Raw genomic sequence first — 19928 nt, 5'->3', positions numbered from 1 at the left:
AAAGGAAGCCCATCTGCCCATGATTCATATCCCCAGAGCGGAATACACCCGGCGCCGCAAGGCGCTCATGGCGCAGATGGAACCCAACAGCATCGCGATCCTGCCAGCCGCCGCCGTGGCGATCCGCAATCGTGATGTCGAGCACGTGTACCGCCAGGACAGCGACTTCCAGTACCTCAGTGGTTTCCCCGAGCCCGAGGCAGTGATCGTGCTGATGCCCGGTCGCCAGCACGGCGAGTACGTGCTGTTCTGCCGCGAACGCAATGCCGAACGCGAACTGTGGGACGGCCTGCGCGCCGGAACCGAAGGCGCGATCCGTGACTTTGGCGCCGACGACGCATTCCCCATTACCGACATCGACGACATCCTGCCCGGCCTGATCGAAGGCCGCGACCGGGTGTATTCGGCCATGGGCAGCAATGCCGAATTCGACCGCCACCTGATGGAGTGGATCAACGTGATCCGCTCCAAAGCGCACCTCGGCGCCCAACCACCGAACGAATTCGTTGCCCTGGATCATCTGCTGCACGACATGCGCCTGTATAAATCGGCGGCAGAAGTGAAGGTGATGCGCGAAGCCGCGCGGATCTCCTGCGCGGCGCATGTGCGGGCCATGCAGGCCAGCCGCGCCGGTTTGCATGAGTTCAGCCTGGAAGCCGAGCTGGATTACGAGTTCCGCAAGGGCGGCGCGAAAATGCCGGCTTATGGCTCCATCGTCGCCGCCGGGCGCAACAGCTGCATCCTGCATTACCAGCAGAATGATGCAGTGCTCAAGGACGGCGACCTGGTGCTGATCGACGCCGGTTGCGAGATCGACTGCTATGCCAGCGACATCACCCGCACCTGGCCGGTCAATGGCAAGTTTTCGCCGGAACAGAAGGCGATCTACGAGATTGTGCTGGCTTCCCAGGAAGCCGCGTTTGCCGAGATCGCCCCGGACAAGCATTGGAACCAGGCGCACGAGGCGACCGTCCAGGTGATCACTGCCGGGCTGGTGAAGCTGGGCTTGCTGCAGGGCGACGTCGACGAGTTGATCGCCAGCGAAGCCTACAAGGCTTTCTATATGCACCGCGCCGGCCATTGGCTGGGCATGGATGTGCATGATGTGGGCGAGTACAAGGTAGGCGGTGAATGGCGCGTGCTGGAAGTGGGCATGGCGTTGACCGTGGAGCCGGGGATCTACATTTCACCGGACAACCAGAACGTGGCAAAGAAATGGCGTGGCATTGGCGTACGCATCGAGGACGACGTGGTAGTGACCAAGCAAGGCTGTGAAATTCTGACCGGTGGCGTGCCCAAGGCCGTTGCCGAGATCGAAGCGCTGATGGCAGCCGCCCGATGAGCAGGGTCAACCTCGCCATCATCGGCGGCGGCCTGGTGGGTGCCAGCCTGGCGCTGGCATTGCAGGCCGGGGCCAAGGCGCGCGGCTGGAAGATCGTACTGATCGAACCCTTCGCACCCGGTGACAGTTATCAGCCGAGCTACGACGCACGGTCCTCGGCACTCTCATTTGGCGCCCGACAGATTTACCAGCGCCTGGGCCTGTGGCAGGAAATTTCCCGGCGTGCCGAGCCGATCAAGCAGATTCACGTGTCGGACCGTGGGCGCTTCTCCACCGCACGGTTGACCGCGCAGGAGGAGGGCGTACCGGCCCTGGGTTACGTCGTGGAAAATGCCTGGCTGGGCCAATGCCTGTGGCAAGGTCTGGACAAGGACGTGGTCAGTTGGCGTTGCCCGGCCGAAGTCACGCGCATGGAGCCGCTGCCCGATGGCTACCGCCTGACCCTCAACGATGAAACCGTGTTGGAATGCGACCTGGCGGTACTCGCCGACGGCGGTCGTTCTGGCCTGCGCGAGCAACTGGGTATCGGCGTGAAGACCCGCCCTTACAACCAGAGCGCATTGATCGCCAACATCACCCCAAGCGAAGCCCATAACGGCGAAGCCTTCGAGCGTTTCACCGATGAAGGCCCGATGGCCCTGCTGCCGCTGCCGGACAACCGTTGCGCGCTGGTCTGGACTCGCATCGGCATGGACGCCCAGCGCCTGGCCAACCTCGACGAGCGAGCCTTCCTCAGCGAACTGCAGGGCGTGTTCGGCTACCGCCTGGGCACCTTGAAGCAAGTCGGAGCCCGCCACCTGTACCCGTTGACCCTGGTCGAGGCCGAGGAGCAAGTACGCTCGCACCTGGCCATCCTCGGCAACGCTGCCCACAGCCTGCACCCGATTGCCGGGCAAGGCTTCAACCTGTCCCTGCGCGATGCGAATGCCCTGGCCGAGGCCTTGCTGGCCGGGCCTGCGGTGCCGGGCGACCTGGCGACCTTGCAGGGCTACCTTGAGCGCCAGCGCCTGGACCAGAAAATGACCGTGGGTTTTTCTGACCAGGTCACGCGCCTGTTCGGCAGCGCGCAACCGCTGGTGGCGTTGGGCCGCAACCTGGGCCTGCTGGGCCTGGACTTGCTGCCACCGGCCAAACGCTGGTTCGCCCGTCAGGCCATGGGCCTGGGCACGCGTCCGGATGCGTAACTGGCTGACCCGGCGCCTGGGCAAGGCGCGGTTGTTGCGGCTGTTCCTGACCCTGTACCCGCCGTACCTCGGCGCGGGCGTTCGGGTGCAGGCGTTGAGCGCGGATTTTCGACATGCCAAGGTGCGCATGGGCCTGGGCTGGTACAACCGTAACTATGTCGGCACGCAGTTCGGCGGCAGCCTGTATTCGATGGTCGACCCGTTCTACATGCTGATGCTGATGGAGAACCTGGGCCGCGACTACATCGTCTGGGACAAGGCCGCGAGCATCGATTTCATTTCGCCGGGCAAAGGCCCGGTGTATGCCGAGTTCTCCATCGACGACGCGTTGCTCGATGAGATTCGCCGGCAGACCGAGGGTGGAGAGAAGTACCTGCCCCACCTCAAGGTACAGATTCATGACGGCTCCGGCACCCTGGTGGCGCGAGTCGACAAAACCCTTTACGTGCGGCGCAAGCCGCCAGCGAGACAGGCTTAAAGCATGGACATGCGCGCAGATGTGCTGATTGTCGGGGCCGGAATGGTCGGGAGCGCCCTGGCGCTGGCGTTGCAGGGCAGTGGCCTGCAGGTGCTGCTGCTGGACGGCAGCCCGCTGAGCGTCAAGCCATTCGACCGCCAGGCCGCATTCGAACCGCGCGTGAGCGCCTTGTCGGCCGCCAGCCAGCGTATTCTGGAGCGCCTGGGCGTGTGGGACGGCATCGTCTCGCGCCGCGCCAGCCCTTACGGCGAGATGCAAGTGTGGGACGGCAGTGGCACCGGGCAGATCCACTTTTCGGCGGCCAGCGTGCATGCCGAGGTGCTCGGGCATATCGTCGAGAACCGTGTGGTGCAGGACGCTTTGCTCGACCGCCTGCACGATTGCGACCTGGGCCTGCTGGCCAATGCACGCCTGGAGCAGATGCGTCGCTCCGGCGATGACTGGTTGCTGACCCTGGCCGACGGCCGCACATTGCGCGCACCCCTGGTGATTGCCGCCGATGGTGCCAACTCCGCCGTGCGCCGCCTGACCGGCACCGCGACCCGCGAGTGGGATTACCTGCACAACGCTATCGTCACCAGCGTGCGCAGCAGCCAGCCGCATCAGCGCACGGCCTGGCAACGCTTTACCGACACCGGCCCACTGGCGTTTTTGCCGTTGGTGCGCGATGGGCAAGAGGATTGGTGCTCGATCGTCTGGTCCACCACGCCGGCTGAATCCGAGCGCTTGATGGCGCTGAATGATGAAGGCTTCTGTCGTGAGCTGGAGCGCGCCTTTGAGGGGCGGTTGGGAACAGTGATCAGCGCCGACCCGCGCGTTTGTGTGCCATTGCGTCAGCGTCATGCCAAGCGCTATGTGGCCGAAGGCCTGGCATTGATCGGCGACGCGGCCCACGTGATCCATCCGCTGGCCGGGCAGGGCGTGAACCTGGGCTTTCTCGACGCGGCGACCTTGGCTGAGGTGCTGCTCTCGGCGGCTGAGCGCGGCGAACGCCTGGCGGATGTGAAAGTGCTGAGTCGCTACGAGCGCCGGCGCATGCCCCACAACCTGGCCTTGATGGCGGCGATGGAAGGTTTCGAGCGACTGTTCCAGGCCGACCAACTGCCGCTTCGCTGGTTGCGCAACGCCGGCTTGAAGATGGTCGACCAGATGCCCGAAGCCAAGGCCGTCTTCGTACGCCAAGCGCTCGGCCTAAGCGGCGACCTCCCCGACCTCGCCCAACCCTGATGTGAAATACACCCTCCTGTGGGAGCGGGCTTGCTCGCGAAAGCGGAGTGTCAGCCACTGAATGTGTTGCTGATGTACCGCTTTCGCGAGCAAGCCCGCTCCCACAAGGGAAGTCAGTCTCCGCACAAGCTGTTATGCAACATCTGGTAACGCCTCCACCAAGCGCCACCAAATGTGAGTCCTTATCATTTGCCCACTTTTTGCAAATGAGAGACCGCACCCATGTTGGCACCCAAGCGCCTCCTGACTGCCCTGGCACTCACCCTCATCGGCAGCACCTCCGTGCAGGCAGCCGACGAAGTCGTGGTCTACTCCTCACGCATCGACGAACTGATCAAGCCGGTGTTCGATGCCTACACCCAGAAGACCGGCGTTCAGGTGAAGTTCATCACCGACAAGGAAGCCCCGCTGATGCAGCGCATCAAGGCCGAGGGCGAAAATGCCACTGCCGACCTGCTGCTCACCGTGGATGCGGGCAACCTGTGGCAGGCCGAGCAGATGGGCATCCTGCAACCGTTCACGTCGGCCGTGATCGACAAGAACATCCCTCTGCAATACCGCTCTTCGAACCATGCCTGGACCGGCTTGAGCCTGCGTGCGCGGACCATCGCCTATTCCACCGACCGGGTGAAACCGGGTGACCTCACCACTTACGAAGCGCTGGCCGACAAACAGTGGGAAGGCCGCCTGTGCCTGCGCACGGCGAAAAAGGTCTACAACCAGTCGCTGACCGCCACCCTGATCGAAACCCATGGCGCGGCCAAGACCGAAGAAATCGTGAAGGGTTGGGTCAACAACCTGTCCACCGATGTATTTTCCGATGACATCGCGGTGCTTGAGGCGATCAACGCCGGGCAATGCGACGTAGGCATCGTCAACACCTACTACTACGGCCGCCTGCACAAGCAGAACCCGAACCTGGCGGTGAAGCTGTTCTGGCCGAACCAGGGCGACCGTGGCGTGCACGTGAACCTGTCGGGCATCGGCCTGACCAAGCACGCGCCACACCCGGAAGCTGCCAAGGCGCTGGTGGAGTGGATGACCACGGCTGAAGCCCAGAAGATCTTTGCCGATGTGAACCAGGAATTTCCGGCCAACCCGGCCGTGCCGCCGTCGGCCGAAGTGGCGACCTGGGGCAAGTTCGTGGCGGACACCCTGCCGGTGGAAGTGGCGGGCAAACGCCAGGCTGAGGCCATCCGCTTGATGGATCGCGCCGGCTGGAACTAAGTACAATCTGCAGGGCACTGCAGTGTTGAATGTGGGAGCGGGCTTGCTCGCGAAGGCGTCGTGTCAGTCGATACATGTGTGACTGATACACCGCCTTCGCGAGCAAGCCCGCTCCCACATTTGGATTGTGGTGACATCCTGATATCTATTCACTGAGAACTGACTTTGGCCCACCCCGCCCAACGCCGCTGGTACCTGCCGGTCTTCACCGTCGCCGCCCTGGTGCTGCTGCCGCTGAGTGTGCTGTTGCTGTCTTGGCAAAGTATCGATGCGCAAATCTGGTCCCACCTCTGGGACACCCAGATGCCGCGCCTGCTGGGCAACACCCTGACGTTGGTACTTGGCGTCGGCGTCGGTGTGACCCTCCTCGGCGTGAGCCTGGCCTGGCTCACCAGCCTTTGCGAATTCCCCGGGCGACGCTGGCTCGATTGGGCGCTGATGCTGCCGTTCGCCATCCCGGCCTATGTGCTGGCGTTTGTCTTCGTCGGCCTGCTGGATTTTGCCGGCCCCGTGCAAACCCTGCTGCGCGAATGGTTCGGCACAGGCCTGCGCCTGCCACGGGTGCGCTCCACCAGTGGCGTGATCATCGTGCTGGTGCTGGTGTTTTACCCCTATGTCTACCTGCTGGCGCGCACGGCGTTCCTGGCCCAGGGCAAAGGCTTGATGGAAGCGGCACGGGTGCTCGGGCAATCACCGTGGCGAGCGTTCTGGCACGTGGCCTTGCCCATGGCGCGACCCGCCATCGGAGCTGGCGTGGCCTTGGCCCTGATGGAGACTCTGGCGGATTTCGGCGCGGTCTCGGTGTTCAATTTCGATACGTTCACCACGGCGATCTACAAGACCTGGTACGGCTTTTTCAGCCTGTCGAGTGCAGCGCAGTTGGCCAGCCTGCTGCTGCTGGTGGTGATGCTGGTGCTCTATGGCGAGCGCCGTGCACGAGGAGCCAGCCGGCCGAGCAACGAGCGGCCACGGGGCAAGGCGTTGTATCACCTGCGCGGGTTCAAGGCCGCTGCCGCGAGCACCTGGTGCGGCCTGGTGTTCGCCTGCGCCTTTATCATCCCGATGGTGCAATTGGTCGCCTGGTTCTGGCAGCGCGGCAGGTTCGATCTGGATGAGCGCTATTCGGGCCTGATCCTTCACACCCTGTACCTGGGCGGCATCGCCGCGCTGATCACGGTCAGCGTGGCGTTGATACTGGCCTTTGCCAACCGGCTGGCACCGACCCGGGCGATCCGCTCCGGTATCAGCCTGGCCAACGTCGGCTATGCGTTGCCGGGCTCGGTGCTTGCGGTGTCGATCATGCTGGCGTTCAGCTACCTGGATCGCGAGCTGGTGGTGCCGTTGTCGGGTTGGCTCGGGGGTGCCGGCAAGCCGTTGCTGCTGGGCAGCCTCTCAGCGCTGTTGCTGGCGTATCTGGTGCGCTTCCTGGCGGTGGCCTATGGGCCGCTGGAAAACAGCCTGGCGCGCATCCGGCCGTCATTACCGGAAGCCGCGCGCAGCCTTGGCGTGAGCGGGCCACGACTGTTTTGCAAAGTGTATCTGCCGTTATTGCTGCCGGGGACCCTGAGCGCCGCGTTGCTGGTGTTCGTGGACGTGCTCAAGGAAATGCCCGCCACCTTGCTGATGCGCCCATTCGGCTGGGACACCTTGGCGGTTCGTATCTTTGAAATGACCAGCGAAGGCGAGTGGGCAAGGGCTTCGCTGCCGGCGTTGACGCTGGTGTTGGTGGGCCTGTTGCCAGTGATCGGGCTGATCCGTCGCTCCGCACGGCAAATCGGTTAGGTGCCAGTCCTACGGCTTGCGGCTACAATGCGCGGCATTCGGTGCGGTCCGTCTTTCGGATCGAGTCGCTGTGTGTGGCTGCGGGCCTTGTAATTCAAGGTCTCCAGCGCAAATGGCAACTCTGCGCACCTTCGCCAAGCCCGGAAGGAGAAACCCATGGGACAGCGTACGCCTCTGTATGACCTGCATCTCGCCCTCGGCGCGAAAATGGTCGATTTTGGCGGTTGGGATATGCCTCTGCATTACGGCTCGCAAGTTGAAGAGCACCATCAGGTGCGACGCGACTGCGGGGTGTTCGATGTATCTCATATGACCGTGATCGATATCACAGGCCCCCAGGCCAAGGAATGGCTCCAGCACTTGCTGGCCAATGATGTGGATCGTTTGCATGGCTGCGGCCGTGCGCTCTACAGCGCCATGCTCAACGAGCGGGGCGGCGTGGTGGACGACATGATCGTCTACCGAACCGACGACGGTTACCGGCTGGTGGTCAACGCGGCCACCCGCGACCAGGACATGGCCTGGATGCAGGCGCAACTGGGCAGCTACCAGGCGCAATTGCATGAGCGGCCCGAATTGGCCATGCTCGCCATTCAAGGCCCTCACGCCCGGCAGAAGATTGCCGAGCTGGTCACCCAATCGCGCAGCACCTTGATCCACCAGCTCAAGCCTTTCGAAGGCCAGGCCGACGGCGACTGGTTTATTGCCCGCACGGGCTATACCGGCGAAGACGGCCTGGAAATTGTACTGCCTGCCGATCAGGCCCCTGGTTTTTTCAACGACCTGGTGGGGGCTGGCATTTCACCTATCGGCCTTGGCGCGCGCGACACCCTGCGCCTGGAGGCCGGTATGAATCTGTACGGCCAGGACATTCACCAGGACGTGTCGCCGCTGGCGGCGAACATGGCCTGGAGCATTGCCTGGGAACCCGCCGAGCGAGACTTCATTGGTCGTGCCGCGCTGGAAGCGGAAAAAGCGGCCGGGGTGCAGTTCAAACTGGTGGGGCTGGTACTGGAAGAGCGCGGGGTTTTACGTGCCCACCAGGTGGTTCGTATCGCCAATGTTGGCGAAGGGGAGATCACCAGTGGTAGTTTCTCTCCTACGCTGAGCAAATCCATTGCCCTGGCGCGCGTACCGACGGCAACTGCCGATCGGGCCGAAGTGGAAATCCGCGGCAAGTGGTACCCGGTTCGAGTGGTCAAACCGACCTTCGTGCGCCATGGCAAAACCTTGATCTAACCTATTTCCGGCAGGCCAAAGGCCGCTGACATTTCTTCTTGAGGACACAGACTATGAGCGATATCCCTGCCGACCTGCGTTTTGCCGAAAGTCACGAATGGGCCCGTCTGGAAGCTGACGGCACGGTGACCGTCGGTATCTCCGACCATGCCCAGGAAGCGTTGGGTGACGTGGTGTTCGTTGAGCTGACCGAAGTCGGCAACGTGTTTGCCGCAGCTGACCAGGCGGGTGTGGTTGAATCGGTGAAAGCCGCGTCGGATATCTACTCGCCAATCGCTGGCGAAGTGATTGCGGTGAACGAAGCCCTGAGCGGTGAGCCAGAGCTGTTGAACTCCGATCCTTACGGTGCGTGGATCTTCAAGCTCAAGCCGAGTAACCCGGCTGACCTGGAAAAACTGCTGGATGCGGCTGGCTACAAAGCCGCCATCGGCGAGTAACACCGCAATCTACTGTAGGAGCCGGCTTGCCGGCGATGGCGGCCTCAGGTTCGCTGCAAAGCTTGAGGGCCTCATCGCCGGCAAGCCGGCTCCTACAGGGTCAGCGTTTCAATACCGCTTTTACGGCCGCCACCGACCGCTCCACATCCGCTTCTGTCATGGCCGTGAACATCGGCAATGACACGATCAAGCGCCCCACCTTCTCCGCGACCGGGAACATGCCTTCCTTGAACCCCTGTGCCCGATAAAGGCTCAGCAGGTGGATGGGCGGGTAGTGGTAGCCGATGCCCACGCCGTGAGCTTGCATCTGTTCCATGAAGGTTGCACGGGCGGGCAGGCCATCCTGGCGTTCCGGCAGCACCAGCTGAAACAGGTGCCAGTTGCTGTTTTCGAAGTCCGCCGGCGGCAGTTGCGCGCCGTATTGCTCTTCGAAGTCACTGCCAAAGCATTTGAAGTAGTGCCGCGCCAGGTTCTGGCGGTGAGCGGTGATCTTTTCGATATGAGCGAACTGACCCAGGCCAATGGCGGCAGCGATGTCGGTCATGTTGAACTTGCCGCCCAGCACATCCACGTCCAGGCCATCGAAGCCGGTGCGGGTAACGCCCTGCAGGCGGTATTTTTCGGCCAGGCGGGCTTCTTCGGCGTTATTCAGCACCAGGCAGCCACCTTCGGACGACGTGATGTTCTTGTTGGCCTGGAAGCTGAACGACACGAAGTCGCCGGTGGCGCCAATGCGTTCGCCATCCCAGCTGGACCCCAGGGCTTGGGCAGCGTCTTCGACGATGCGCAGGTTGTACTTGTTGGCCAGCGCGTAAAGCATCGGCATGTCCAACGGCAGGCCGGCCAGGTACACCGGAATGATTGCCTTGGTGCGCGGGGTAATCGCCGCTTCCACCTGGGCCAGGTCGATATTGCGGGTAACCGGGTCGATATCGGCAAACACCGGCGTGGCGCCCACTTCCAGAATCACGTTGGCCGTGGCAACCCACGAGATCGGTGTGGTGATCACTTCATCGCCAGGGCCGATACCCGCAATGCGCAGCGCAATTTCCATGGTGCAGGTGCCCGAGTTGAAGGTACGCACCGGGCGGCCACCAAAATACTCCGACAACTGCGCCTCGAAGGCCTGCACTTTCGGCCCGCTGGTGATCCAGCCTGAGCGCAATACATCACCGACCGCCGAGATGGTGGCTTCATCAATGGTAGGTTTGGAAAACGGCAGAAAGGGCAATTGGCTCATAACGACGAAGGCATCCGTTTCAGATTGGCGATGAGTAAGGGGCGCATCAGTATCAGCATGGTTACACGGCTCGACTGAATATAGCCTGTCACCTGTGAATGAATCGTCATCGGTTGGGCAAAAAAATGCCGCTTCAACAGCGGCATTCTCAGCGGGTATTCAGAAGGCGTAACGCGCTTCCAGAAACACATTTTGTTCCTTGAGCTTACCCTTGAGCTGTTCATCCCGCGCATTCACCCGGTTTGCGAAGGTGTTGTAGCCGGTTTCAATATCGCCCATCGCGATATAACGATAACCAACCCCCAGTGTGATTGGCTCACTGACCTTGGCTTCCAGCCCCATACCTACGCTGTAGGCAAGGTTGTGTTGGCGATTATTGGCAAAGCGACGGGTCTCGTTGGTTTGATAGCCTTCGCTTTCAATGCGAGCGATACCCACACCGGCCATACCGTAGAACGACAACCATGGGTTGATCGGGATGTCTTTATAGCCGTTGAGCATCAAGCGTTGGCTCTGGACGTGCAGGCTGTTGACGTTGGCATTAAAGGGGGCCCAGTAGGATTTGAATGTCGAGTTGTTCGGCATTGTGTATTCCCCTTCCAGTCGCCAGCCATTCTCAAAGGCATAACCAGCGGCGAAAGAGGCCACGAATGACTTGCTGCTGTCCGGGGCGTCCACCCGGTCAGTCACGCGAGGGCTAGTGAGCAGCGAACTGGAAAGGTTCTGACGGGCGTTATTGAATTTGGCTGATCCGTACCAGGTTTCTGCCTGGGCGTAGGGGGTAGCGAAGACAGAGAGCAGCAGCGCGTAGGCAATCTTTTGCATGGGCAGTGATTCGCTTTATTTAAAAGGAATCCTTAGCTTGTTGCCTGGCAGGATGAGGCTCGACAGGACTTTTCTGTAGTCAGCTGCGAAAGCAGGAACGCTTACGTAGTGCTTAGCGGCGAAGACCGTAGGAATTGAAGGCAAAAAAATACCGCTGTTTAAAGCGGTATTTTTTATAAAGCCCGAGTTATTCGGTCACAGCGTTTTTTGCGAGGATGGCGTTGGCCAGCTCCATATCCGTGGCCTGCAGACCCGGGTTGTCGGCGCGAACCTTTTGCATGGCTGCTTCCAAGTACGGGCCACGAATGCCGCCGTCGCTGGCAACGAAGCTGCCGGCGTCGTCCTGGGCGGCGACCACCAGCTTGTGGTCCTTGAAGGTCAGGTACGTCGAGCCGGTGGTGGCACCCGACGAGATGACGTTGCGCCAGAAGCTGTCGGCCATGGCTGAACCGACAGGGAGGGAAAGCACAGCGAGGGTTGCGACAGCATATTTAAGACGCATGATGGGTGACTCCGGGTGGGTTATCTGTACTTTATGATTGTAGTAAGCCCAGCCGAGTTCCATCACTGACTAAACAGTTTCAACTGTTAAAACCACGCCATTCTGACCAATCACCCGTACTTGAGCGCCTACAGGGCTGTCCGGACCGGTTGCCATCCACACCCCATCACCGACTTTTATCTTGCCCCGGCCATCGACGATCGCCTGGTGCACCACGAAGACGCGCCCCACCAGCTCCGAGCCGCGTTCGTTCAACCCCGGTTGGTCACTGGCCTTTGCGCTGCTGCGTTGGCGTTTCCACCAGTACACCGCCGTCAATATGGACAGCACCGCGAACAACAGCAGTTGCCATTCCAGCCCGAGCGGCGGCACCAGGAACTTGATCACGCCCACGGCGGCGGCAGCGATGCCCATCCACAGCAGGTAACCGCCGGCCCCGAATACCTCCAGAATCAGCAGCACCGTGCCCAGTGCCAGCCAGTCCCAGAACGACAGGTGCTGCAGGAATTCCCACATGGCTTCAGCCTTTCTTGCTGTCGAAGGTGGCCTTGACGATCTCGCCGATGCCGCCCACGGCGCCAATCACCTGGCTGGCTTCCAGCGGCATCAGGATGACCTTGCTGTTGTTGGCCGACGCCAGTTTGCCCAAGGCGTCGATGTATTTCTGCGCCACGAAGTAGTTGACCGCCTGCACGTTGCCCGACGCGATGGCCTCCGATACCACCTGCGTCGCGCGGGCTTCCGCTTCAGCCTGGCGTTCACGGGCTTCGGATTCAAGGAAGGCCGCCTGTCGGCTACCTTCGGCCTCAAGGATCTGTGCCTGCTTCTTGCCTTCGGCGGTCAGGATCGCCGAGGCGCGCAGGCCTTCGGCTTCAAGGATTTGTGCACGCTTGATCCGTTCGGCTTTCATCTGGCCGGACATGGCGGCCATCAGGTCGGCGGGCGGACTGATATCCTTGATCTCGATACGGGTGATCTTGATGCCCCACGGCGCGGTGGCTTCGTCCACGGTTTTCAGCAGTTTTTCGTTGATACCGTCGCGTTGGCTGAGCATGGCGTCCAGCTCCATGGAGCCCAGCACGGTACGGATGTTGGTTTGCAGCAGGTTACGGATGGCATGTTCGAGGTTATTGACCTCGTAGGCGGCCTGGGCGGTGTTGACCACTTGGAAGAAGCACACCGCATCGATCTGGACGGTGGCGTTGTCGGCGGTGATCACTTCCTGGGGCGGAATATCCAGCACGCTCTCCATCACGTTGATCTTGCGACCGATGCGGTCCATGACCGGGATGATGATGTTGAGACCGGGCTTGAGGGTGTTGGTATAGCGGCCGAAACGTTCGACGGTCCACTGGTAGCCCTGAGGCACCACCTTGAAGCCCATGAACAGGATGGCCACGGCCAGGCCCACGAAAAGAAGCAGTACGGTTCCGATCTGCATAACGATTCCCTATCTGAAAGTGTCAGTGAAACGACGTTCGGCCGATTGTAACGGTCTCGTCACGGATAAGAACGGTTTCATGCCCCGACAATCAAAGGATTTGTTTCTGAATCCCCAGGTGTTACGCGCAATACTTCAGCCAGGGTGGTGAGGCCGGCCCTCATCTTGTCGATACCGGCCATGCGCAGGCTGCACATGCCTTGTTCAAGCGCCGCCTGGCGCAGCGCCTGTATGTCGGCGCCGGGCGTGATGAGCGCCTTGAGCGCTTCGTCCACCACCATGATTTCATAGAGACCGGCTCGACCCCGGTAGCCGCTGTCACGACACTCCATGCACCCGACCGCTTCATGGACTTCAGTGTCTTTCACGGCGCGTTTGCAGTGAGGGCACAAGACCCTCACCAGCCGCTGCGCCATTACGCCTATCAGCGTAGCTTTGATCAAATAATGAGCAATGCCCAGTTCCTGCAAGCGACTGATGGCGCTGGGGGCATCGTTGGTGTGCAGGGTTGATAGCACCAGGTGCCCGGTCAGTGCGGCCTGGATCGCCATTTCTGCCGTTTCCTGATCACGAATCTCACCGATCATGATGATGTCCGGGTCTTGTCGCAGCAGCGCGCGAATGCCGCTGGCGAAGGTCAGGTCGATGTTGTGCTGCACCTGCATCTGGTTGAAGGCGGGCTCGACCATTTCGATCGGGTCTTCCACCGTGCACAGGTTGACCTCCCGGGTCGCCAGTTGCCTGAGTGTGGTGTAGAGCGTGCTGGTCTTGCCCGACCCCGTTGGCCCGGTGACGAGGATGATGCCATTGGCCTGGCGTGTCATGGCGTGCCAACGTTGCTGATCATCGGCAGACAACCCCAGTTGGTCAAAGCCCTTGAGCAGGACCTGCGGGTCGAAAATGCGCATCACCAGTTTTTCGCCGAACGCCGTGGGCAAGGTGGACAGGCGCAGCTCCACCTCGGTGCCCGTGGGGCTCTTGGTCTTGACTCGCCCATCCTGGGGTTTGCGCTTCTCTGCCACATTCATCCGGCCCAGGCTTTTGAGGCGGCTGACCACGGCCATGGTGACCTGGGGTGGGAACTGGTAGACGTCGTGCAACAGCCCGTCGATGCGAAAACGCACGCGGCCCTGGTCGCGGCACGGCTCGATGTGGATATCGCTGGCTCGCTGGGCGAAGGCGTACTGCAGCAGCCAGTCGACGATATTGACGATGTGCGCGTCATTGGCATCCGGCTCCTTGTCGAGGGCACCAAGGTTGAGCAGTTCGGCAGCGCCGGGCGCAGCGGTCTTCTGGTCGGCGCCACTGACCGACTTGGCCAAGCGGTAAAACTCGCCGATGCAGCGCTGGATGTCCTGGGGGTTGGCGACCACGCGTTTGATCGAGCGTTTGAGCACCTGTGCCAGGCCGGCTTCCCAGCCGGTGATGCCGGGTTGGGCGCTGGCGATGGTGACGGTATGCGCATCCACGGCCACCGCGAGAATGCCATGGCGTTGGGCAAAGGCGTGGGACATCAACGGCACCACGGTCGCCACGTCGATCTTCAACGGGTCGATGCGCAGATAAGGCTGCCCGACATGCCGGGCAAGCCATTGCGTCAGGGTTTCCAGGCAAGGCCCCTGGGCGGCAATGCACGCCAAGGGATGCACCGCATTGCTGGCGGGTTGCGCAGACAACTGCCGGGCGGTTTCGGGCGTTATCACGCCGCTGTCGACCAGGGCGGGTAACAGTCGATGCAGTTCCAAAGGTTGATCAACGGGCATTGCAGGTTTCCTGGGCTGGCTTGGGGCGTAAACCCCAGGCTAGTCAGCCCCTGACTCGGCGCCTCCCGGCTTGTATTGCAGGCCTTTACAGCGCGACGGCCACCCGCTCTTGAGGCTCCACGGAATCAGCTGCCCACAGTTCCAGACTGCACACGCTGATCACGTTTCGAATCTTTTCACCGATCACCTGGGCCCGGTGCCAACTCAGGCCATTCATCACGATATCCACGCTCAGTAGGTCGTCCTCGCGGTTCACCTGGACCTGGCTGGGTGTCAGAAACTGCAGCGCAAAGTAGTTGAGCACGCGGCACAGCACGTCCGGCTCAGCTTCGGCGACGATGCGGTAATGCGCCTGGCAATGCGCGCTGTTGACGGCCCACGCATCGACGCGGGTGGCGGGGTGGATGGTTTCGACGCCGTGCATGCTGACTCTCCAGATTCGATTGGAGAAATTTTTGCATTTGGCGTGGGAGATTTCTTATCTAAGATCGGCGATATTGGCGGATGTTTGAATCATCCAATTCATAATATGTTAAATAAAAGGTATTTTTATGCACAGTGAGTTGGACGCCTACGACCGTCGCATCCTGGCCCTGCTGCAAGAGGACGCCTCGCTGTCCAGTGCGCAGATCGCCGAGCAGGTGGGCTTGTCTCAATCGCCATGCTGGCGCCGTATCCAGCGGCTCAAGGAAGAGGGGGTGATCCGTGGCCAGGTCACCTTGCTGGATCGCAAGAAGATCGGCCTCAACACGCAGATCTTCGCCGAGGTCAAACTCAACGCCCACGGTCGGTCCAACTTCACGGAGTTCACCGAGGCGATTCGCGGTTTTCCGGAAGTGCTGGAGTGTTATGTGCTGATGGGGGCGGTGGATTTTTTGCTGCGCATCGTGACGGCGGACATTGAGGCGTACGAGCGATTCTTCTTCGAGAAGCTGTCGATGGTGCCGGGGATTCAGGAGGTCAATTCGATTGTGGCGTTGTCGGAGATCAAGTCCACCACTAGCCTGCCAGTATTGCGCTGACAGTGAGGGCCTCTTCGCGGGCAAGCCCGCTCCCACATTTGACTGCATTCCAGAGTTGGAACACGGTCAAGGTGGGAGCGGGCTCGCCCGCGATGGCGTCCTTACAGACGCAACAAAGTCTTCCACGCCCGGTTCTGATACACCGCAATCGCCTGATGCATCCGCGCATCCAGCGACTCATCGGTGATCAGTTGGTTGGCCAGTTGCGCCAACTTGTTCAGCTCGCCGTACAAACGGTCCAGCTCTGGAATGTCCACCACATGGCGCGCATGGTGCAGCCAGGCCTGGATGCGTTCGATACGCGGCAGTTGTTCGGCCAGGTCTTCCGGCTGCTGCTGGTAACGCGGCAGTTGCAGGGCGACGGCGTCGTCAGCCAGCAGGCGTGGCAACCAGTTGGTGATTTGTGCCGCGCCCTGGCGATTGCCGCGCACGCTGCGGTCGGCGGTCCAGGCACGGGCCAGCAACCAGCGGGACGCATTCAGTGAGAACAGGCCCCAACGCACATCGTCCAGTTCTTCGATGAATTGCTCGGGCGCGGCTTTGCGGATGTCTTCGTCGTCGTCACCGGCTTGCACCAGCGGGCGCCAGTCTTCCAGCAGGGCATCCAGTGCGCTGCGCAGTTCGCTGGTGGATTGGCGAGGGGCGGCCTGGCCGAGGCTGCCGATCAGGGCACGCAGTTCGCCGAGGTTGTCGACCCAGTCCTTCAGCAGGCGCCAGTGGCCATTGAAGCGGTATTGCTCGGCCAGGCGCTGGCTGCTGCCGAGCAGGTGCCAGAGGATGGCGGCAAACGCGTCGTCCAAAGGCATTTCGGCGTGCAGTTCAGGCGCCGGCAGGCTCAGGGAATAGCTGCTGGCGTCGTACAGGCGATAGCCGCGCTCGGCTTTGCTGATGTCACATGGCATCAGGGCCAGGGTGGCGGCCAGCTCGGCGGCCAGTTCCAGCAGGGCAGCCGGTTCGCCTTCGCGCAGTTCCAGTTCCAGTTCGCAGATTTCTTCTTTCTGCTTGCCGACCACCACGTGGCCCAGGTCCAGGGCTGCTTCGATGACCACCTTGGCCTTGCCGCGGCCCCAGGCGATTTCCGCGCGCTCACGCACGAAGTCGGTGGTGAAGATCGGCTTGAGGGTCTTTTTGTCCAGGTCGGCCAGTTGCTCGGGCCAGCATTCGCCGTCAAGTTTCTTCACGTCGAGCTTGGCTTTGGGCAGGTCCCAGTTGTACTCGTTGCGTTCCGACAAGCCGGCGACGCTCTGGCCACGGGTCTTGAGGGTCTGGATGATGTCGTCACCGTCCTTGCGCAGGCGCAGGGCGACTTTGGCCTGGGCCAGGTCGCGCTCGGGGGTGTCGAAATACTGGTTCATCAACTCACGGCGTTCCCAGCCACTTTTGTTGCGTTTTTTCAGGAGCGGGTGCTCACGCAGCGCGGCGAGGGTCTCGCGGCTGACGCGGAGCTTGATTTCGGTTTCTTTTTGCATGGCCGGAACATCCAGGATCGGGAGCGCAGCCGGGGAAAAGAGTGGCTGCCAAGGTCGTGCAGTGTACAGGACTGAGCCCGGCAACGCGCCGCAACGGTTTATTGTGTCATGCAGATGGCTCTATAGTGGGGCTCATCCGGGAAGTTGAGAGACCGCGCATGCCATTACCGTCCATGAAAGAGCAGTTCGCCGCGCTGATTGCTGCGCCGTCGGTCAGTTGCACCCAGGCGTCTCTCGACCAGACCAACCGCCCGGTGATCGATTTGCTCGCCGGTTGGCTGGGGGACCTGGGGTTTGCCATCGACATCCAGCAAGTCAGCCCCGGCAAATTCAACCTGCTCGCCAGCTTCGGCAGTGGCCCGGGCGGGTTGGTGTTGGCAGGTCACAGCGATACGGTTCCGTATGACGCCGCATTGTGGAAGACCGACCCGCTCAAGCTGACGGAAGTTGACGGCCGCTGGGTAGGGCTGGGCAGTTGCGACATGAAGGGCTTTTTCGCCCTGGCCATCGAAGCGGTGTTGCCGCTGCTGGACCAACCGTTCAAGCAGCCGCTGTTGATCCTCGCTACCTGTGATGAAGAAAGCTCCATGTCCGGCGCCCGTGCGCTGGCCGAAGCCGGTCGGCCACTGGGGCGTGCGGCTGTGATTGGCGAGCCCACCGGCCTCAAGCCGATCCGCCTGCACAAAGGTGTGATGATGGAACGTATCGACATCCTGGGCCAAAGTGGCCATTCGTCGGATCCGAGCCTGGGCCACAGCGCACTTGAGGCTATGCACGACGCCATTGGCGAACTGCGCGGCCTGCGCCTGGCCTGGCAACGCGAGTACCGCAACCCGCAATTCAGTGTGCCCCAGCCGACCATGAACTTTGGCTGCATCCACGGTGGCGACAATCCCAACCGCATCTGCGGCCAGTGTTCCCTGGAATTCGACCTGCGCCCCCTGCCGGGCATGGACCCCCAGGTGCTGCGCGATGCAATCCGGCAGAAGCTGCAACCCCTGGCCGAGCGTCATCAGGTCAAGATCGATTACGCGCCGTTGTTCCCCGAAGTGCCGCCGTTCGAACAACCCGAAGACGCCGAACTGGTGCGGGTGGCCGAACGTTTGACCGGTCATCGTGCCGAAGCAGTAGCGTTCGGAACCGAAGCGCCTTATCTTCAGCGCCTCGGGTGTGAAACCCTGGTGCTGGGCCCCGGCGATATCGCCTGCGCCCATCAGCCGGGCGAGTACCTCGAAATGTCACGCTTGACGCCTACAGTGCGTCTATTGCGGGAACTGATCGAACACTACTGCCTGAAACCTGCGTAATTTAACCCCTGCCCATTCGTACATAGAAGGAGAGCGAGCGTGTCGCCAAGCCTGTTCCGACGATAACCATCAGCCCGCTGTGCGCTTTCATGATTCATCCTTTTTCGGCTGCTTTTTATTACAGGCCCAGGTGTTATGCCCGACTACGTAAATTGGCTTCGTCACGCTTCGCCCTACATCAATGCCCACCGCGACTGCACCTTTGTGGTCATGCTCCCGGGCGACGGTGTGGAACACCCCAACTTCGGCAATATCGTCCACGACCTGGTGCTGCTCCACAGCCTGGGCGTGCGGCTGGTGCTGGTCCATGGTTCACGCCCACAGATCGAAACCCGTCTTGAAGCGCGTGGCCTCACCCCGGCTTACCACGAAGGCTTGCGCATCACCGATGCTGCAACGCTGGAGTGTGTGATCGACGCAGTCGGCCACTTGCGCATTGCCATTGAAGCGCGCCTGTCCATGGACATGGCTTCCTCGCCGATGCAGGGCTCGCGCCTGCGGGTAGCCAGCGGCAACCTGGTGACCGCACGGCCAATCGGTGTGCTCGAAGGGGTGGACTACCACCACACCGGCGAAGTGCGCCGGGTCGACCGCAAGGGCATCAACCGCCTGCTGGACGAGCGCTCCATCGTGCTGTTGTCGCCCCTGGGTTACTCGCCCACTGGCGAGATATTCAACCTGGCTTGCGAAGACGTCGCCACGCGCGCCGCCATCGACCTGGGCGCCGACAAACTGCTGCTATTCGGCGCCGATCTGGGCCTGATCGATGAGCATGGCCGCCTGGTGCGCGAACTGCGCCCGCAACAAGTGCCAGCGCATCTGCAGCGCCTGGGCAAAAGTAACTATCAGGCCGAATTGCTCGATGCAGCCGCAGAGGCATGCCGGGGCGGGGTTGGGCGCAGCCACATCGTGAGCTACGCCGAAGACGGCGCCTTGCTCACCGAGCTGTTTACCCGGGACGGCGGCGGTACGCTGGTGGCCCAGGAACAATTCGAGCAGGTGCGCGAAGCGGCGATTGAAGACGTCGGTGGTTTGCTCGACCTGATCAGCCCGCTGGAAGAGCAGGGCATCCTGGTGCGCCGCTCGCGGGAAGTGCTGGAGCGTGAGATCGAACAGTTCAGCGTGGTGGAGCGCGAGGGCATGATCATCGCTTGCGCGGCGCTGTACCAGATCGCGGATTCGGATGCGGGCGAGCTGGCGTGCCTGGCGGTCAACCCGGAGTACCGTCATGGTGCGCGGGGTGATGTGTTGCTGGAACGCATCGAGACCCGGGCGCGGGCGCAGGGTTTGAAGACCTTGTTTGTCCTCACCACCCGTACTGCCCACTGGTTCCGTGAGCGCGGTTTTGAACCGAGCAGCGTGGACCGCCTGCCGTCGGCGCGGGCGTCGCTGTACAACTACCAGCGTAACTCGAAGATTTTCGAAAAGGCGCTGTAACTAATA

19 protein-coding genes are annotated in these 19928 nt (G+C 61.7%); 11 read left to right on the top strand and 8 right to left on the bottom strand.

The genetic code is table 11. The features are described 5' to 3' along the window. The first annotated feature begins 19 nt into the window (after window positions 1-19). The 8 genes from pepP (at window position 20) to gcvH (ending at window position 8916) form a co-directional block, all read left to right on the top strand. On the top strand, window positions 20-1342 hold the full coding sequence (gene pepP / locus M2394_RS09575; protein WP_176996861.1) for a Xaa-Pro aminopeptidase: 1323 nt from the start codon (window positions 20-22) through the stop codon (window positions 1340-1342). Continuing rightward, window positions 1339-2526, top strand: a complete 1188-nt coding sequence (ubiH, locus tag M2394_RS09570) for a 2-octaprenyl-6-methoxyphenyl hydroxylase (protein ID WP_178919955.1) — start codon at window positions 1339-1341, stop codon at window positions 2524-2526. The genes pepP and ubiH overlap by 4 nt, the downstream gene beginning before the upstream one ends. Beyond that, entirely contained in the window at window positions 2519-3004 is a 486-nt protein-coding gene (locus tag M2394_RS09565) for a DUF4442 domain-containing protein (RefSeq protein WP_259172344.1), read from the top strand. The genes ubiH and M2394_RS09565 overlap by 8 nt, the downstream gene beginning before the upstream one ends. 9 nt (window positions 3005-3013) lie before the next feature. After that, a complete protein-coding gene (locus M2394_RS09560) occupies window positions 3014-4231 on the top strand; it encodes a 2-octaprenyl-3-methyl-6-methoxy-1,4-benzoquinol hydroxylase (protein WP_178920098.1) in 1218 nt (405 codons plus the stop codon). A 222-nt stretch (window positions 4232-4453) separates the two neighbouring features. After that, window positions 4454-5458, top strand: a complete 1005-nt coding sequence (locus M2394_RS09555) for an extracellular solute-binding protein (RefSeq protein ID WP_178919957.1) — start codon at window positions 4454-4456, stop codon at window positions 5456-5458. Between the two features lie 165 nt (window positions 5459-5623). After that, window positions 5624-7240, top strand: coding sequence for an iron ABC transporter permease (locus M2394_RS09550; protein ID WP_259172343.1), 1617 nt, complete (start codon window positions 5624-5626; stop codon window positions 7238-7240). Between the two features lie 156 nt (window positions 7241-7396). Continuing rightward, entirely contained in the window at window positions 7397-8479 is a 1083-nt protein-coding gene (gcvT, locus tag M2394_RS09545; protein ID WP_259172342.1) for a glycine cleavage system aminomethyltransferase GcvT, read from the top strand. A 53-nt stretch (window positions 8480-8532) separates the two neighbouring features. Next, window positions 8533-8916 (top strand): glycine cleavage system protein GcvH, encoded by a 384-nt coding sequence (gene gcvH / locus M2394_RS09540; RefSeq protein ID WP_178919960.1) that lies wholly within the window; start codon window positions 8533-8535, stop codon window positions 8914-8916. 100 nt (window positions 8917-9016) lie between these two features. On the opposite strand, the gene M2394_RS09535 is transcribed toward gcvH, so the two are convergent. The 7 genes from M2394_RS09535 to M2394_RS09505 all read right to left on the bottom strand — a co-directional run bounded on the left by M2394_RS09535 (window position 9017) and on the right by M2394_RS09505 (window position 15111). Next, on the bottom strand, window positions 9017-10156 hold the full coding sequence (locus M2394_RS09535) for a DegT/DnrJ/EryC1/StrS aminotransferase family protein (protein WP_178919961.1): 1140 nt from the start codon (window positions 10154-10156) through the stop codon (window positions 9017-9019). A gap of 159 nt (window positions 10157-10315) precedes the next feature. Beyond that, window positions 10316-10981, bottom strand: a complete 666-nt coding sequence (locus M2394_RS09530; RefSeq protein ID WP_259172341.1) for an outer membrane protein — start codon at window positions 10979-10981, stop codon at window positions 10316-10318. Between the two features lie 187 nt (window positions 10982-11168). Beyond that, on the bottom strand, window positions 11169-11483 hold the full coding sequence (locus M2394_RS09525; protein ID WP_003176799.1) for a DUF2388 domain-containing protein: 315 nt from the start codon (window positions 11481-11483) through the stop codon (window positions 11169-11171). 69 nt (window positions 11484-11552) lie between these two features. Continuing rightward, window positions 11553-11999 carry an NfeD family protein gene (locus M2394_RS09520; RefSeq protein WP_176996853.1) on the bottom strand — a complete coding sequence of 149 codons (447 nt, stop codon included), beginning with the start codon at window positions 11997-11999 and terminating at the stop codon, window positions 11553-11555. 4 nt (window positions 12000-12003) lie between these two features. Continuing rightward, window positions 12004-12924, bottom strand: a complete 921-nt coding sequence (locus M2394_RS09515) for an SPFH domain-containing protein (RefSeq protein WP_065902324.1) — start codon at window positions 12922-12924, stop codon at window positions 12004-12006. 77 nt (window positions 12925-13001) lie between these two features. Further along, window positions 13002-14687 carry a GspE/PulE family protein gene (locus M2394_RS09510; RefSeq protein WP_259172340.1) on the bottom strand — a complete coding sequence of 562 codons (1686 nt, stop codon included), beginning with the start codon at window positions 14685-14687 and terminating at the stop codon, window positions 13002-13004. An 85-nt stretch (window positions 14688-14772) separates the two neighbouring features. Next, entirely contained in the window at window positions 14773-15111 is a 339-nt protein-coding gene (locus tag M2394_RS09505) for a hypothetical protein (RefSeq protein ID WP_259172339.1), read from the bottom strand. 127 nt (window positions 15112-15238) lie between these two features. Here M2394_RS09505 and M2394_RS09500 point away from each other — a divergent pair, with 127 nt between their 5' ends. Then, the gene (locus tag M2394_RS09500; RefSeq protein ID WP_007928270.1) at window positions 15239-15709 is read left to right on the top strand and encodes an Lrp/AsnC family transcriptional regulator; all 471 of its coding nucleotides are present in this window, start codon (window positions 15239-15241) and stop codon (window positions 15707-15709) included. 101 nt (window positions 15710-15810) lie between these two features. Here the strand turns inward: M2394_RS09500 and M2394_RS09495 are convergent, their stop codons facing one another. Further along, window positions 15811-17178, bottom strand: coding sequence for an inorganic triphosphatase (locus M2394_RS09495; RefSeq protein WP_259172338.1), 1368 nt, complete (start codon window positions 17176-17178; stop codon window positions 15811-15813). A 158-nt stretch (window positions 17179-17336) separates the two neighbouring features. On the opposite strand from M2394_RS09495, the gene argE reads away from it, so the two are divergent. Both argE and argA read left to right on the top strand, forming a co-directional pair. Further along, window positions 17337-18485 (top strand): acetylornithine deacetylase, encoded by a 1149-nt coding sequence (argE, locus tag M2394_RS09490; RefSeq protein WP_178919966.1) that lies wholly within the window; start codon window positions 17337-17339, stop codon window positions 18483-18485. A 135-nt stretch (window positions 18486-18620) separates the two neighbouring features. Then, window positions 18621-19922, top strand: coding sequence for an amino-acid N-acetyltransferase (gene argA / locus M2394_RS09485; RefSeq protein WP_178919967.1), 1302 nt, complete (start codon window positions 18621-18623; stop codon window positions 19920-19922). Window positions 19923-19928 lie beyond the last annotated feature (6 nt).

Origin of the sequence: Pseudomonas sp. BIGb0164, from assembly GCF_024810135.1 — a bacterium.
GTDB lineage: Bacteria > Pseudomonadota > Gammaproteobacteria > Pseudomonadales > Pseudomonadaceae > Aquipseudomonas.
The sequence above is the reverse complement of the archived record's forward strand: the minus strand, read 5'-3'. Positions and strand labels throughout refer to the sequence as shown.